General features: G+C 74.1%; 14 protein-coding genes. 5 read left to right on the plus strand and 9 right to left on the minus strand.

The window, feature by feature from the left end; all coding sequences use genetic code 11:
* The 7 genes from ACFV1L_RS12910 to ACFV1L_RS12940 form a co-directional block, all read right to left on the minus strand.
* A partial coding sequence (locus ACFV1L_RS12910) for a tetratricopeptide repeat protein (protein ID WP_380365305.1) occupies nt 1-2,301 on the minus strand: 2,301 nt, incomplete at its 3' end.
* A gap of 83 nt (nt 2,302-2,384) precedes the next feature.
* Entirely contained in the window at nt 2,385-2,627 is a 243-nt protein-coding gene (locus ACFV1L_RS12915) for a hypothetical protein (protein WP_380365306.1), read from the minus strand.
* A 225-nt stretch (nt 2,628-2,852) separates the two neighbouring features.
* Nucleotides 2,853-3,233 (minus strand): DUF3099 domain-containing protein, encoded by a 381-nt coding sequence (locus ACFV1L_RS12920; RefSeq protein ID WP_380365307.1) that lies wholly within the window; start codon nt 3,231-3,233, stop codon nt 2,853-2,855.
* 93 nt (nt 3,234-3,326) lie between these two features.
* A complete protein-coding gene (locus tag ACFV1L_RS12925; protein ID WP_380365308.1) occupies nt 3,327-3,875 on the minus strand; it encodes an RNA 2'-phosphotransferase in 549 nt (182 codons plus the stop codon).
* 28 nt (nt 3,876-3,903) lie between these two features.
* Nucleotides 3,904-5,298, minus strand: a complete 1,395-nt coding sequence (locus ACFV1L_RS12930) for a metallopeptidase TldD-related protein (protein ID WP_380365309.1) — start codon at nt 5,296-5,298, stop codon at nt 3,904-3,906.
* Nucleotides 5,298-6,824, minus strand: coding sequence for a TldD/PmbA family protein (locus tag ACFV1L_RS12935; protein ID WP_380365310.1), 1,527 nt, complete (start codon nt 6,822-6,824; stop codon nt 5,298-5,300). Before ACFV1L_RS12935 ends, ACFV1L_RS12930 begins: the two co-directional genes overlap by 1 nt.
* Before the next feature lie 135 nt (nt 6,825-6,959).
* Nucleotides 6,960-8,090, minus strand: coding sequence for an MBL fold metallo-hydrolase (locus ACFV1L_RS12940; RefSeq protein WP_380365311.1), 1,131 nt, complete (start codon nt 8,088-8,090; stop codon nt 6,960-6,962).
* Between the two features lie 236 nt (nt 8,091-8,326).
* Here ACFV1L_RS12940 and fabG point away from each other — a divergent pair, with 236 nt between their 5' ends.
* Together fabG and fabI are read left to right on the plus strand one after the other, a co-directional pair.
* The gene (gene fabG / locus ACFV1L_RS12945; protein WP_380365312.1) at nt 8,327-9,046 is read left to right on the plus strand and encodes a 3-oxoacyl-[acyl-carrier-protein] reductase; all 720 of its coding nucleotides are present in this window, start codon (nt 8,327-8,329) and stop codon (nt 9,044-9,046) included.
* Nucleotides 9,047-9,048: 2 nt separating this feature from the next.
* A complete protein-coding gene (gene fabI / locus ACFV1L_RS12950; RefSeq protein WP_380365313.1) occupies nt 9,049-9,816 on the plus strand; it encodes an enoyl-ACP reductase FabI in 768 nt (255 codons plus the stop codon).
* A 133-nt stretch (nt 9,817-9,949) separates the two neighbouring features.
* Here the strand turns inward: fabI and ACFV1L_RS12955 are convergent, their stop codons facing one another.
* Nucleotides 9,950-10,648, minus strand: coding sequence for a FadR/GntR family transcriptional regulator (locus tag ACFV1L_RS12955; protein ID WP_380365314.1), 699 nt, complete (start codon nt 10,646-10,648; stop codon nt 9,950-9,952).
* A 76-nt stretch (nt 10,649-10,724) separates the two neighbouring features.
* Here ACFV1L_RS12955 and ACFV1L_RS12960 point away from each other — a divergent pair, with 76 nt between their 5' ends.
* The 3 genes from ACFV1L_RS12960 to ACFV1L_RS12970 all read left to right on the plus strand — a co-directional run bounded on the left by ACFV1L_RS12960 (nt 10,725) and on the right by ACFV1L_RS12970 (nt 12,789).
* Nucleotides 10,725-12,017 (plus strand): MFS transporter, encoded by a 1,293-nt coding sequence (locus tag ACFV1L_RS12960; protein ID WP_380365315.1) that lies wholly within the window; start codon nt 10,725-10,727, stop codon nt 12,015-12,017.
* A gap of 10 nt (nt 12,018-12,027) precedes the next feature.
* Entirely contained in the window at nt 12,028-12,150 is a 123-nt protein-coding gene (locus ACFV1L_RS12965; protein WP_380365316.1) for an SGM_5486 family transporter-associated protein, read from the plus strand.
* Nucleotides 12,151-12,261: 111 nt separating this feature from the next.
* On the plus strand, nt 12,262-12,789 hold the full coding sequence (locus ACFV1L_RS12970) for a SixA phosphatase family protein (protein ID WP_380365317.1): 528 nt from the start codon (nt 12,262-12,264) through the stop codon (nt 12,787-12,789).
* A 69-nt stretch (nt 12,790-12,858) separates the two neighbouring features.
* Here the strand turns inward: ACFV1L_RS12970 and serB are convergent, their stop codons facing one another.
* Nucleotides 12,859-14,121 carry a phosphoserine phosphatase SerB gene (gene serB, locus ACFV1L_RS12975; protein ID WP_380365318.1) on the minus strand — a complete coding sequence of 421 codons (1,263 nt, stop codon included), beginning with the start codon at nt 14,119-14,121 and terminating at the stop codon, nt 12,859-12,861.
* Between the last annotated feature and the right edge of the window lie 126 nt (nt 14,122-14,247).

The following is a 14,247-nucleotide window of genomic DNA, read 5'->3' on the forward strand; positions in this document are numbered from 1 at the left end:
GGCCCACACGTAGCCGGGCTTGCGGGCGAGCGCGGCGTCCAGGTCGGCGAGGGCCTGCTCGGGCCGGCCGGCCAGGCGGTGGGTGATGCCGCGCTCGCACAGCGTCCAGGCATCGGCGGGGTCCAGGGCGTGCGCCGCGTCGAGGTCGGCGACGGCCTGGTCGAACCGGCCCGTCCGGCGGTGGGTCTGCCCGCGCCAGGCGAGGGCGTTGACGTTGCCGGGGTCGGCGGCGAGGGTGGCGGTGAAGTCGGTGAGGGCCCGGTCGAACCGGCCGGCCACCAGGTGGATCGCGCCGCGCTCGCACAGCGCCCGGAGGTTGTCGGGTTCGAGCGCCAGCGCGGCGTCGACGGCGGGCAGCGCCTCGTCCGGCCGCTGGGCCACGCGCAGGGCCGCGCCCCGGAACAGGAACGCGTCGGCGTGGTCCGGATCGGGGTGCACGTCCGCCGCGCGGTCCGCGACGGCGGCGGCCAGCCGGTGCGGGTGCTCGCGGGCCGCGCGGGCCTCGGCCGCGAACGGGGTGCGGTCGAGCGCCGCGTCGAGGTCGGCCAGGGCCGGCTCGTGGTGGTGCAGGTAGGAGTGCACGCGGCCGCGCTGGAGCAGCGCGGGCAGCAGGTCGGGGGCGAGCAGCAGGGCCCGGTCGAGCAGCGCGAGGGCCTCGGTGTCGCGGTCCCGGTCGATCAGCCGGCGGCCCTGCCAGGCCAGCGCCCGGGCGCGCAGGCGGGCGGGCAGGCCGGGGGCGGCCAGCGCGTCCAGGACGGGGTCGCCGGGTTCCGGCGCGGTGACGGCGGTGCGCAGCCGGGCGGCCCAGCCGAGGAGTTCGGGGTCGCCGGTGTCGCGGGCGGCCAGGTCGAGGGTGTCGGCCCAGGCGGTGAGCGAGTCGGGGGAGTGGCCGGCGGCGTCCGCGAGCCGGTCGAGGGCCGGCAGCAGTTGGGCGGCCGGGTCGGTGCACAGCAGGTGGTAGGTCTCGTCCAGCAGGTGGCGGCGGAGCCGGGCGTCGCTGCGCAGGAGGGAGAGCGGCAGGCTGCGTTCCAGGGCGGCGCGGGCGGCGGCGTGGTGCCGGGCGAGGCGGGTGTGGCCGTCCTGCCAGGCCTGCGGGGAGCGGACGCGGTGGCGCTGGAGGAGGCTGGCGCGGACGACGGCGTGGTACTGGTGGGCGTCGCCGCGGCCGGTGACGAAGGGCTGGTCGAGCAGCCAGTCCCAGCCGGTGGCGGCGGGGTCGTCGACGGCGTGGCGGAACAGGTCGCGGTCGAGGCGGGGCGGGAGGGCCGCGGCGAGCACGGTGTCGCGGAGCGCGGGTTCCGGGATCCACTGGAGGAAGCGCTGAACGGCCTTGTCGACGGCGTCCGTTCCGGCGTCGGCGACGTCCTCGGCGGAGTGCGGGTCGGTGCCGGCCAGCAGGGCGAGCAGCAGGGGCAGGCCGAGGGACATCCGGACGATGGCGTCGACCGCGTCGGGGGCGACCACGCCGCGGCCGGCGAGCAGGTCGCGGGCCTCCTGCTCGGTGAAGGCCTCCAGGGCGACGTCCACCACGGCGGGCCGAAGCCGGGCCCAGTCGCGTTCGGCGAGTTCGTCGCGGCCGGCCAGTACGACGATCACTTCGAGCGGGAGGTCGCCGTACCCGCCGTCGATCAGTTCGCGCAGCCAGCCGTCGAGATGGCGGCCGGTGATCTCCCAGGTGTCGAGGAACAGCACCACCCAGGGGGCGGGTTCGCGGTCGCAGAGGCGGGCCAGTTCGGTGACGAAGGCCCGGCTGAGGGTGGTGAGTTCGGTGTCGCCGGCCGGCCGGCGGCGGCGGACGGCGGCGATCAGGCGGTCGGTGCTCTGGGCGACCGTCTCGGGGGTGGTGAAGGCGGCGCTGCCGGGGGCGAGGGTGTTGGCGGCGCCGAGGGCGGCGTGGGCGACCACCCGGGCGGGCAGCGAGGGCAGGTCGGTGGGCGCGGCGGGGGCGGTCCGCTCCCGCCGGTACTGTTCCAGGGCCCGGTCGAAGTCCTTGAACGGGGCGGTGGGCGGGGCGAGTTGGGCAGCGAGCGCGGCCAGCGCGGTGTCGATGCCCTGGACGTCGGTGTCGTCGATGCGGGCGGTGCGCGCGCCGGCCCGGCGGGCGGTCTCCTGCCACTGGGCGATCAGCGTCGACTTGCCGATGCCGCCGACGCCGCGGACGTGGAACAGGAAGTCGGCCGGGTCGGGTCCGGCCTCCGGATCGGGGTTGCGGGCCAGGTTGTCGGCGAACAGGGCGAGTTGGGCCCGCCGGCCGACGAACTGGGAGCCGACGCGGCGGCGCAGCGCCTCCGCCCGGGACATCCGCCTGGCACCACGAGACACCGCATTCCCCCCACCGCCGCAGTGCGGACCACGCTACTGGGCGGCGGGAAGCCGGCGTCCGGTTATCCGGAGAACGGCTCGGTGTCCTTGAGGAAGCCGCGGACGGCGAGGAACTGGCCGAGGGTCTCGCGGTGGGTGTCGCAGGCCAGCCAGGTCTTGCGGCGGTCGGGGGTGTGCAGCTTGGGGTTGTTCCACAGCAGCGTCCAGGCGGCGGCCTCGCGGCACCCCTTGGCGGAGCACTTCGGGGGGCCGTCCGGGCCGTCGGTGCCGGTCGGGGTGCCGAAGAGGGGGTGCGCGGTGTCCATGGGTTCGATCCTATGCCCGGGCATGACGACGCCGGGCAGCCACGGGGGGAGCTGCCCGGCGTCGGTCCGTCGCTCCGACGGGGGATGCGGAGCGCTTAGGAAGTATGGCACGGCACGGGGCCCGGAAGCTCGTCCGTCCGGTGATTAATTTGAGGATCGTCTGAGCTTTCCGGCGGTCATACCGCCGCAACAACGGCCATATCGGACAGCGGAATTGAGGGATTCTCAATTCTGTGGCCGGTTATCGGCGGCCGCGCCGCCGCCCGCCGCCGCGGCACCGCCCGCCCCGCCGCCGCCCGTCCCGCCGGGGCCGAGCATCAGCGGGGTGTCCGGCGAGAACGCGAACGTCGACGGCAGGCCCGGCGCGCGCTCGCGGCCCGCGTTGGCGATCAGCACCGCGAAGTACGGCAGCAGCACGCCGCCGGCCAGCGCGGCGAACGCCAGCCAGCGCTGCACGTCCCACAGGACGACGGCGAGCAGCACGCACAGCGTGCGGATCAGCATGGAGATCACGTACCTGCGCTGCCGGCCCCGGACGTCCTCGCTGAGGCTGCTGCGGGCACCGGTGATCCGGAAGACCTGGCCGTCGTCCGCGCTCTTGCGCATGTCCATCCATCCTCAGGTCGGTTCCGGCTCCCTACGACCGACCACGGTAACCCCGCTGACGCCGCACCGACCCACGCGGGGTCGGTGCGGCGCTCAGGAGGTGCGGCGCAGGTACTGGACGGGCACGGCGTCGGTGAGCCAGACACCGTTCGCGGACACCCGGAACTCGTGGCCGTCCCGGGCCATCGCCGCCGCGTCGACCTCCAGGACGACCGGGCGGCCGTGCCGGGAGCCGACCTTGACCGCCGTCCCGGTGTCGGCGGACAGGTGGACGTCCTGTCGGGCCATCGGGCGCAGGCCCTCCGCCAGGATGGACCGCAGGCTGCGCTCGGCGGTGCCGTGGAACAGCACGTCCGGCGGAGTGGCGGCGGGCAGGCCGAGGTCGACCTCGACGGTGTGGCCCTGGCTGGCCCGGATCGACCGGCCGTCCTCGGAGTAGGCGAAACGGCGCTTGTTGTTGGTGGCGACCACGTGGTCCAGCTGGGCGCGGCTGAGCGGCCGGCGGTACCGGGCCAGCGCGGCGAGCAGGGTGTCGACCTCCACCCAGCCCGCCGCGTCCAGGGCGACCCCGACGGAGCCCGGGTCGTGTCGCAGGATGCGGCTGAGCATCTTCGACGTCTTCACGGTGTGCTTCTCGTCCATCGGGATCCCCCCGGAATCGGTCGGCCGGTCAGGAGGCCTGACTGACCGAGCTCATGTTGAAGTCGGGCACGCGCACCGGCGGCATCGCGGCCCGGGTGAACCAGTCGCCCCACTCGCGGGGCAGGCAGCGCTCGGTGCGGCCCGCCTCGGTGATCCGGCCGAGCAGGTCGACCGGCGACTCGTTGAAGCGGAAGTTGTTGACCGCGCCGACCACCTCGCCGTTCTCGACCAGGTACACGCCGTCCCGGGTGAGGCCGGTGAGCAGCAGGGTGGCCGGGTCGACCTCGCGGATGTACCACAGGCAGGTGAGCAGCAGGCCGCGCTCGGTGCGGGCGACCATCTCCTCCAGCGTCGGCGCGTCCGGCGCGGAGGTCTCCAGCACCAGGTTGTCGACCGGCGGGGTGAGCGGGAGCCCGGACAGGCCCGCCGAGTGGCGCGTCGTCAGCAGGTGGGCGAGGCGGCCGTCGCGCAGCCAGTCGGTGGCGGCCAGCGGCGCCCCGTTGTCGAACACCGAGTCGTTCTCGCCGGAGGACCTGGTCAGCACGAACGGGGCGGCCTGCAGGCCCGGCTCGGCCGGGTCGGAGCGCAGGGTCAGCGGCAGCGGGCTGAGCTGCTCGCCCACCCGGGTGCCCCCGCCGGCCCTGGAGAACACCGAGCGGCCCTCGACCGCGTCGCGCGCGCCGGACGACCAGGACAGGTAGACCAGCAGGTCGGCGACGGCGGACGGCGGCAGGATGGTCTCGTAGCGGCCGGCCGGCAGGTCGATCCGCTTGCGGCCCCAGCCGAGCCGGCGCGTCAGGTCGGCGTGCATCGCGGTGACGTCGACGTCCGTGAAGTCCTGGGTGGCGGCGCCCGCCCAGGCGGAGGCGGACAGGTCGGCGGTCTTGGCGTTCAGCTCGACGGTGCCGGTGGGCTGGTCGTGGCGCAGCCGCAGGCCGGTCGAGCTGCCCAGGTAGGAGGAGACCAGCTCGTGCCGGGCGAAGCCGTACAGCAGCTCGCCGGCCGCCCGGGCGCGGGCGAAGGCCTCGCCGAGGGCCGGCGCGAACGCGTCGAACACGCCGATGTCGGTGACCCGGGGGGCCTCGGTGAACCGCGGGTCGGCGGGCCGGCCGGTGATCAGCGGCTGGGCGTCCTCCGCGGGCTCGGCGGCCCGGGCGGCGGCCTCGGCGGCGCGCACCAGCTGCTCGACCTCGTCGAGCGTGACGGCCTCCTGGGCGACCACGCCGGACGCGGTGCCCTGCCCGCCGTTCACGGTGGAGATCACCGTCAGCCGGCGGCCGCGGGTGACGCCGTTGGTGGTCAGCGCGTTGCCGGCCCAGCGCAGGTTGGCGGTGGACTCCTCGTCGGCGATCACCACGCAGCCGTCGGCGCGGGACAGTTCGAGGGCGCGTTCCACCAGCTCGTGGGGGTGCGTGAGGGACATCAGTGACCCGCCTCCTGCTGGGTGTTGAGCACGTTGACCTGACGGAACAGCGCGGACGGGCAGCCGTGGCTGACCGCGGCGACCTGGCCCGGCTGGGCCTTGCCGCAGTTGAAGGCCCCGCCGAGCACGTACGTCTGCGGGCCGCCGACGGCGCTCATCGAGCCCCAGAAGTCGGTGGTGGTGGCCTGGTAGGCGAAGTCCTTGACCTGGCCGGCGAGTTCGCCGTTCCGGATGGCGTAGGCGCGCTGCCCGGTGAACTGGAAGTTGTAGCGCTGCATGTCGATCGACCAGGAGCGGTCGCCGACGATGTACAGCCCGTTCTCCACCTGGGAGACCAGGCCGGCGGTGTCCGGCCCGTCGGCGGCCGGCTGGAGCGACACGTTGGCCATCCGCTGCACCGGCACGTGCGCCGGCGAGTCCGCGAAGGCGCAGCCGTTGGAACGCTCGAATCCCTTCAACCGGGCCATCGGTCGGTCGAGTTGGTACCCGACCAGGATGCCGTCGCGGATCAGGTCCCAGGACTGGGTGGCGACGCCCTCGTCGTCGTAGCCGATGCTGGCCAGACCGTGCTCGGCCGTCCGGTCGCCCGTGACGTGCATCAGCTCGGAGCCGTACTTCAGGCTGCCCAGCCGGTCGAAGGTGGCGAACGAGGTGCCCGCGTAGGCGGCCTCGTAGCCCAGCGCGCGGTCCAGCTCGGTGGCGTGGCCGATCGACTCGTGGATGGTCAGCCACAGGTTGGACGGGTCGATCACCAGGTCGTACCGGCCCGCGGTGACCGACGGCGCGCGCATCTTCTGCGCCAGCAGCTCGGGCAGCTCGGCCAGTTCGGCGTCCCAGTCCCAGCCCGTGCCGCGCAGGTACTCCCAGCCGCGGCCGGCCGGCGGGGCGATGGTGCGCATCGAGTCGAACGCGCCCGTCCGCTCGTCCACGCTGGTGGCCTCCAGCCACGGGTGCAGGCGCACCCGCTGCTGGGTCGTCACGGTGCCCGCGGTGTCCGCGTAGAACTTGTTCTCCTGCACCGTCAGCACCGCCGCCGACACGTGCGAGACGCCGTCCGCCGCCAGCAGCCGCGAGGACCACTCGGCCAGCAGGCCGGTCTTCTCCGCGTCCGGCACGTCGAACGGGTTCACCTCGTACGCGGAGACCCACTCGGCGTCCGGGTACACCGGCTCCGGGGCCAGCTCCACCCGCTCGCCGGAGCCCGCCGCGCGGCTGATCCCGCCCGCCAGCCGGGCCACCGCCACCGCCTGCTCGGCGACCGCCGCGGCGGCCTGCGGCGTCAGGTCGACCCCGGCCGCGAAACCCCAGGCGCCGTCCAGCAGCACCCGGACGGCGAAGCCCAGCTGCACGGTGTCCGACGAGCCGGACGGGCGGGCGTCCCGCAGCCGCCAGGACGCCGAACGGACCCGCTCCAGGCGGAAGTCGGCGTGCGAGACGCCCAACTCCCGGGCCCGGGACAGGGCCGCGTCCGCCAGCGGGCGCAACGGGTAGGAGAGGAACTGAGGGTCCAGCGCGGAGGGGGGCATCGGGCTCCCTGGGTCGAGGGTCGGGTGCGGCGGGCCGCCCCCGGGCCGAGGGCACCCGATCGCATCATCCCCGTCGACCGGCCGTTCGGCCAGCAAATATTCCCCGCGCCGCCCTGACGGCCCGTCAGGTCGACGCTACGCCAGCGCCTCCCACCAGCCGTCCAGCTCCGGCGGATCCGCCACCTCCACGCGCTGGCCCGGACGCGGCACCGCCAGCGGCACCCCCTGCGCCTTCGCCTCCGCCAGCAGCCGCTCCACCGGCTCCGCCCAGCGGTGCGGCGCCAGGTTGAACGTGCACCAGTGCACCGGCAGCAGCAGGCCGCCGCGCAGCTCCAGATGGGCCCGGACCGCGTCCTCCGGGTTCAGGTGGATGTCCGCCCACGCGTCGTCGTACGCGCCGATCGCCATCAGCGCCGCGTCGAACGGGCCGTGCTGCTCGCCGATCCGGGCGAAGCCCTCGAAGTAGCCGGAGTCACCGGTGAAGAACACCTTCCGCTCCGGCCCCGCCACCACCCACGAACCCCACAGCGTCGGGTTGCGGGTGAAACCACGGCCCGAGAAGTGGTGCGCCGCGGTCAGCGTCAGCGTCAACTCGCCCAGCGTGCACGTCTCGTCCCAGTCGAGCTCGATGATCCGGTGCTCCGGCACGCCCCAGCGGCGCAGGTGCCCGCCGATGCCCAGCGGCACCGCGAACGGCGCCGACTGCAGCTCCACCAGCTGCCGCACCGTCGCCATGTCCAGGTGGTCGTAGTGGTCGTGCGAGATCAGCACCGCGTCCACCGGCGGCAGCGACGCCAGCTCCACCGGCACCGGGTGCAGCCGCTTCGGGCCCGCGAGGTGCGACGGCGAGCAGCGGTCCGACCAGATCGGGTCCACCAGCACCCGGCAGCCGTCCAGCTCCAGCAGCGCCGACGCGTGCCCGAACCAGGTCACCGCCACACCCTCGGACGCCGCCGCCGACGGCTCGGGCACCGCCAGCGGCACCGGCCCGGCCGGCACCCGCCCGTCCTTCTCGAACAGCATCCGGCGCAGCGTCGCCCCGTCCGGACGGCCCGGCGCGCCCGGCGACAGCTGCGACGGCGCGTTGTGGAACACCCCGTCCCGGTACTGCGGGGACACCCGCACCCGCGGGTCCGACGGATCCGGACGCCGCCCGAACTGGGCCGGCAGCTCCCGCAGCGCCCACGCCGCCGCGCCCGCCACCGCCAGTGCCGCCACCGCCGTCAGCGCCCGGCGGCCGACCCGGCCAGGGTGTGCACCACTCATCGCGTCCGCTCCGATCGGCTCGCTCGAACCGGCGCCCCGGACTCTCCGGAGCACCCCCGGGGCAACGGCCGCCACCGGCCCGGCGTTCCCGGACCCGGATTGTCGGGAAGCGACAGAACTCACCCGGGATTGCCTGTCGAAGGCGGCTTCGCCCGAGCTCGCACCCTACCGATAGCGTCACAGGTGGCTACGCGTGCGGTCGGCACGCGCACATCGACAGGGAAAGAGGTAGGCCGTTGAGCCGCTCGGTACTCGTCACCGGAGGTAACCGGGGGATCGGCCTGGCGATCGCCCAGAGCTTCGCCGAGGCCGGCGACAAGGTCGCCATCACCAGCCGCAACGGCGAGGTCCCGGCGGAACTCGCCAAGTACGACGTCCTCGCCGTCCGCGCCGACATCACCGACACCGAGCAGGTCGATGCCGCCTTCGCGGAGATCGAGGCCGCCCACGGCCCGGTCGAGGTCCTGGTCGCCAACGCCGGCATCACCAAGGACACCCTGCTGCTGCGCATGTCCGAGGAGGAGTTCACCTCCGTCCTGGACACCAACCTCACCGGCACCTTCCGGGTCGTGAAGCGCGCCGCCGCGAAGATGCTGCGCGCCCGCAAGGGCCGCGTGGTCCTGATCTCCTCCGTCGTGGGCCTCAGCGGCTCCGCCGGCCAGGCCAACTACGCCGCCTCCAAGGCCGGCCTGGTCGGCTTCGCCCGCTCGCTGGCCCGCGAACTCGGCTCCCGCAACATCACCGTCAACGTGATCGCGCCCGGCTTCGTCGACACCGACATGACCGCGGTGCTCAGCGAGGAGCGCCGCAAGGAGATCGTCTCCGGCGTCCCCCTGGGCCGCTACGCCGCCCCCGCCGAGATCGCCTCGGCCGCGCGGTTCCTGGCCTCCGACGAGGCCGCGTACATCACCGGAGCCGTCATTCCCGTCGACGGCGGATTGGGCATGGGTCACTGACCATGACTGGAATTCTCGAAGGCAAGCGCATCCTGATCACCGGCGTGCTGATGGAGTCCTCCATCGCCTTCCACACCGCGAAGCTCGCGCAGGAGCAGGGCGCCGAGATCATCCTCACCGCCTTCCCCCGGCCCAGCCTCACCGAGCGCATCGCCAAGAAGCTCCCCAAGCCGGTCAAGGTCCTGGAGCTCGACGTCTCCAGCGCCGAGCAGCTGGCCGGCATCGCCGACCAGGTCCGCGAGCACCTGCCCACCCTGGACGGCATCGTCCACTCCATCGGCTTCGCCCCGCAGGACGCGCTCGGCGGCAACTTCCTGGACACCCCCTGGGAGTCCGTCGCCACCGCCATGCAGGTCTCCGCGTACTCGCTGAAGTCGCTGACCACCGCGCTGCTCCCGCTCATGCAGGACGGCGGCTCGGTCGTCGGCCTCACCTTCGACGCGCAGTTCGCCTGGCCGCAGTACGACTGGATGGGCCCGGCGAAGGCCGCCCTCGAGTCCACCAACCGCTACCTGGCCCGCTACCTCGGCGAGCGCGACATCCGCTGCAACCTGATCTCGGCGGGCCCGATCGGCTCGATGGCCGCGAAGTCGATCCCCGGCTTCCCGGACCTGGCCGCGACCTGGGACTCCCGTTCCCCCCTCAAGTGGGACCTCTCCGACCCGGAGCCGGCCGGCCGCGGCGTCGTCGCCCTGCTCAGCGACTGGTTCCCGAAGACCACCGGCGAGATCATCCACGTCGACGGCGGGCTGCACGCGATCGGCGCATAGCGCGTTGACGTAGTCAGGGGCTCGGGGAACGGCGAGGTCGAGCTGCTGGTGGCCAAGGACAGCGGTCGGTCATGACTGCTGGCGGTCGGAGAAGGGGACCCGGAACCACGGGACTCCTGCGCCGCCCCGTTGATCACCAGCAGCCTTGGCCCCGCCGTTCCCCGGGCCCCTGTGTGGTTCTCCCGATTGCCTTGCCTGCGGCCTTCGCGGCCTTCTCGACGTCGCCGTCGCGGATCGCGTCGAGGATGTCGGTGTGCGGGACCCAGCGGTGCGGGAGCAGGTCGGGGCCCACGTCGTGGCGGAGGTGGGCGAGGAGGACCTCGCCGAGGTCGGCGTAGACGGCGGCGAGGACGTCGTTGTGCGCGGCGGCCACCACCGCGTGGTGGAACGCGGCGTCCGCCTGGATGAAGTCCTCCGGGTCGCCCGCGTGCCAGGCGGCGTCGCGGCGGGCCAGCGCGGATTCCAGGAGCTCCAGGTCGCGCGCGGTGCGCCGGGTCGCGGCGAAGCCGGCGGCGGAGGTCTCCAGGGTGGCGCGGAGTTCGGCGACCTGGTCCTGGTCGGCGTCGGCGAAGCGGCGGTGCATGACGCCGGCGAGTTCGCTGGTGGCGAGGACGTAGGTGCCGGAGCCCTGGCGGATGTCGACCAGCCCGTTGTGGGCGAGGGCGCGGACGGCTTCGCGGATGGTGTTGCGGGCGACGCCGAGCTGGTCGACGAGTTCCGCCTCGGTGGGGATGCGTGATCCCACCGGCCACTCGCCCGAGGTGATCTGGGCCCGCAGCTGGGCGATCACCTGGTCGGAGAGCGGGGTGCGGCGAGTGGTCGACAGCGCCAAGGTCGGCTCCTTCTGTGGTCTACCTCATCAGGATACCGGGGCGACTTAAGTCATCCCATGATTCTATGATTGCGCCATGTCTACCGCAGCAGACCCCTCCGCCCCCGAGACCGGGAGTCCCGCACCAGCTCCTACGTCCTCCGCCGCCCCGACCGCCACCGGCCCGTCCCCCGCGGTCCGCAACGGCGCCGCCGTGCTGCTCGCCGTCGGCGTGGCCGCCGCCGCGGTGAACCTGCGCCCGGTGGTGACCAGCCTCGGCGCGCTGCTCGACCCGGTCCGCGACGGCCTCGGGATGAGCGCCACGCTGGCCGGCCTGCTCGCCGCGGTGCCGCCGCTGTGCTTCGCGCTGCTCGGCATCGCCGCCCCCGGCCTGGCCCGCAGACTGGGCCCGACGACCGTGGTGACGGCCGCGATGGGCGCCGTTGCCGCGGGCGTGCTGGCCCGCTCCTTCACCGGCTCCGCCGCGGTGTTCCTGCTGCTGACCGCGCTGGCGCTGGCCGGGGTGGCGCTGGCCAACGTGCTGCTGCCGGTGGTGATCAAGCGGTACTTCCCGGACCGGGTCGGCCCGATGATCGGCCTGTACTCGATGGCGCTGTCGGTCGGCACCGCGGCCGCCGCGGCCGCCACCGTCCCGCTGACGGACGCGCTCGGCGGCTCCTGGCGGCTCGGCCTGGGCCTGTGGGGCCTGCCCGCGGTCGCGGCGCTGCTGCTGTGGCTGGCCGTGCTGTTCGTGCGCCGCGAGAAGGGCGGCGCCCCCGCCGTCGCCGCCCCGGTGCACGCCCGGCTGCCGATCCTGCGCAGCCGCACCGCGTGGGCGCTGGCGGCGTTCTTCGGCCTGCAGTCCACCAGCGCGTACAGCGCGATGGGCTGGCTGCCGAAGATCTACCACGACGCGGGGGTGTCGGAGTCGGCGTCCGGCGTGCTGCTGGCGCTGGTGATGGCGATCAGCGTACCGATCTCGTTCCTGCTGCCGAACCTGGCCGCCCGCCGCGGCGACCAGCGGCTGTACGTGGTGGTGCTCGGGCTGTGCGGCATCGCCGGCTTCCTCGGCCTGATGCTGGCGGCCGGGACGGTGCCGTGGCTGTGGGCGATCCTGGTCGGCCTGTCGATGTGCGCGTTCCCGCTGGCGCTGACCATGCTCGGCCTGCGCGCCCGCACCCCGGGCGGGGTGACCCAGCTGTCGGCGTTCGCGCAGAGCCTGGGCTACCTGATCTCGATCCCGGGCCCGATCCTGATGGGCGCCCTCTACCAGGGCACCGGCGAGTGGTACCTGCCGCTGGGCCTGCTGGCGCTGCTGCTGGTGCCGCAGATCCTGGTCGGCCTGCGGGCGGCCAGGGCCCGGCACATCGAGGACGAGGCCGTCGGTTAGGCTCGGCGTCATGCCAGTACTCGACCCGAACCCCCAGGGCGGCCAGAAGAAGCTGCTGCAGATGCTCGGCCTGATCGCCGGGATCGTGGTGCTGCTCGCCATCGTCGCGAGCATCGCCCAGAGCATGGGCTGACCCCGCGCCCGGGCCGCCGCCCGCGCCGCCGCGGCGGAGCCGCCACCCGCAGGGGTGGCAGCTTCCCCGAGCGGGCGACCGGGCGGCGGTTTTCTGCGAAGCTCTAGGGGTATGAGCGCCGACACTCCTCGTAGGATCATCGTTCTCCGCCATGCCCGGGCCGACTGGCCCAACCAGGTCGACGACCACGACCGCCCGCTGGCCGACCGCGGGCGCGGCCAGGCCGCCGAGGCCGGCCGCTGGCTCGCCGACTCGGGCGTCAACCCCGACCACGTCCTGTGCTCCACCGCGCTGCGCACCCGGGAGACCTGGAAGCTGGTCGCCCACGAGCTGCCCAAGCGGCCCCGGAAGACCGTCTACGAGGACCGGGTGTACGAGGCCCAGCCCGGCCAGTTGATCGAGGTGATCCAGGAGACCCCCGAGGAGCACGCCGACCTGCTGCTGGTCGGCCACAACCCCGGGGTGCTCGGCCTGACCCAGGTGCTGGCCGGCGACGAGGGCGACGCCGAGGCGCTCAACCGGATGCGGCTGAACGGCTTCCCGCCCGCCGCGGTGGCCGTGCTCAGCCTGGCCGGGCCGTGGAAGCAGGTCGAACCCGGCGTGGCCCGGCTCGACTCGTACTTCATCCCGCAGGACTGAGCACCGCACCGACAGCACGCCGAAGGGGCGGGACCCGGCACCGGATCCCGCCCCTCCGCGCGCTCGGCGTCAGTCCTCGGTGGGCGTGCCGTCCAGTGCGTCGGCCGCCTCGACCTCCTCGCGGGTGATGCCCAGCAGGTACAGCACGGTGTCCAGGAACGGCACGTTCACGGCGGTGTCGGCCTGCTCGCGGACCACCGGCTTGGCGTTGAACGCCACGCCCAGGCCGGCCGCGTTCAGCATGTCCAGGTCGTTGGCGCCGTCGCCGATCGCCACCGTCTGCTCCAGCGGCACGCCGGCCTGCTCGGCGAACCGGGCCAGCCAGCGGGCCTTGCCGGCCCGGTCGACGATCTCGCCGGTGACCCGGCCGGTGAACTTCCCGTCCTCCACCTCCAGGGTGTTGGCGGCCGCGAAGTCCAGGCCCAGGCGCTCCACCAGGTGCTCGGTGACCTGGGTGAAGCCGCCGGAGACGATCGCCACCTGGTAGCCGAGCCGCTTCAGGGTGCGGATCAGGGTCCGGGCGCCCGGGGTGAGCCGGACCTCCGCGCGGACCTTCTCGGTGACCGCCGCGTCCAGACCGGCCAGCAGCGCCACCCGGGCGCGCAGCGACTCGGCGAAGTCCAGCTCGCCGCGCATCGCCTGCGCCGTCACCTCGGCGACCTGCGCCTCGCAGCCCGCGTGGGCGGCGAACAGCTCGATCACCTCGTCCTGGATCAGCGTGGAGTCGACGTCCATCACCACCAGGCGCTTGGCCCGCCGGTGCAGCCCCGAGCGGACCACCGCGATGTCCACCCGCTGCACGGCGGCCTCCACCGCCAGCACCGCGCGCAGCTCCTCGGTGGGCACGCCGGAGATGGTCAGCTCCACCGCCGTCACCGGGTACTTGGCGAGGCGGAACACCCGGTCGATGTTGCCGCCGGCCTCCGAGACCCGGGCCGACAGCGCGGCCACCGCGGCCGCGGTCAGCGGGCTGCCGAGCACCGTGACGTGCGAACGGCCCTCGCGGCGCGGACGGTTGTCGCCGGTGCCGGAGATGATCTCCGCCTGCAGGCGGTGCTCCTCGGCCCAGCGGTGCACCGTCACCCGCAGCGCGCCCTCGGCGCCCCGCGCGGGCGGGGGAGTGACCAGGACGCACAGCGTTATCCGGCCACGGGTGACCACCTGCTCGATGTCGATCACCTCGACGCCGAAACCGGCGAGTTCGGCGAACAGGCCCGCGGTGATCCCGGGGCGGTCCTTGCCGAACACCTTGACCAGCAGCGTCCGGTCGGTCTCGGTGCTCACGGGCGGCGCGGCGGAAAGGGCCTGAGCGGCCGGATCTGTTGCGTTCATGGTGCCCCCCACGCTACCCGGAGCCTCCCCGCGCGGGCCGCGCGCGTCCGGGTCGTGGGACGCCCGCCGGACACCCGGGCAGGTCCGGGACCGGTCGCCGGGCGGTCACAGAACCGTGTCCCGGCT

Source organism: Kitasatospora sp. NPDC059646 (genome assembly GCF_042734615.1).
GTDB lineage: Bacteria > Actinomycetota > Actinomycetes > Streptomycetales > Streptomycetaceae > Kitasatospora.

Bases quoted from the DNA above. Each gene is read 5' to 3' on its own strand.
- ACFV1L_RS12915 (WP_380365306.1), bottom strand. From the start codon at position 2,627: ATGGACACCGCGCACCCCCTCTTCGGCACCCCGACCGGCACCGACGGC.
- ACFV1L_RS12920 (WP_380365307.1), bottom strand. From the start codon at position 3,233: ATGCGCAAGAGCGCGGACGACGGCCAGGTCTTCCGGATCACCGGTGCC.
- ACFV1L_RS12925 (WP_380365308.1), bottom strand. From the start codon at position 3,875: ATGGACGAGAAGCACACCGTGAAGACGTCGAAGATGCTCAGCCGCATC.
- ACFV1L_RS12930 (WP_380365309.1), bottom strand. From the start codon at position 5,298: ATGTCCCTCACGCACCCCCACGAGCTGGTGGAACGCGCCCTCGAACTG.
- ACFV1L_RS12935 (WP_380365310.1), bottom strand. From the start codon at position 6,824: ATGCCCCCCTCCGCGCTGGACCCTCAGTTCCTCTCCTACCCGTTGCGC.
- ACFV1L_RS12940 (WP_380365311.1), bottom strand. From the start codon at position 8,090: ATGAGTGGTGCACACCCTGGCCGGGTCGGCCGCCGGGCGCTGACGGCG.
- fabI (WP_380365313.1), top strand. From the start codon at position 9,049: ATGACTGGAATTCTCGAAGGCAAGCGCATCCTGATCACCGGCGTGCTG.
- ACFV1L_RS12960 (WP_380365315.1), top strand. From the start codon at position 10,725: ATGTCTACCGCAGCAGACCCCTCCGCCCCCGAGACCGGGAGTCCCGCA.
- ACFV1L_RS12965 (WP_380365316.1), top strand. From the start codon at position 12,028: ATGCCAGTACTCGACCCGAACCCCCAGGGCGGCCAGAAGAAGCTGCTG.
- ACFV1L_RS12970 (WP_380365317.1), top strand. From the start codon at position 12,262: ATGAGCGCCGACACTCCTCGTAGGATCATCGTTCTCCGCCATGCCCGG.
- serB (WP_380365318.1), bottom strand. From the start codon at position 14,121: ATGAACGCAACAGATCCGGCCGCTCAGGCCCTTTCCGCCGCGCCGCCC.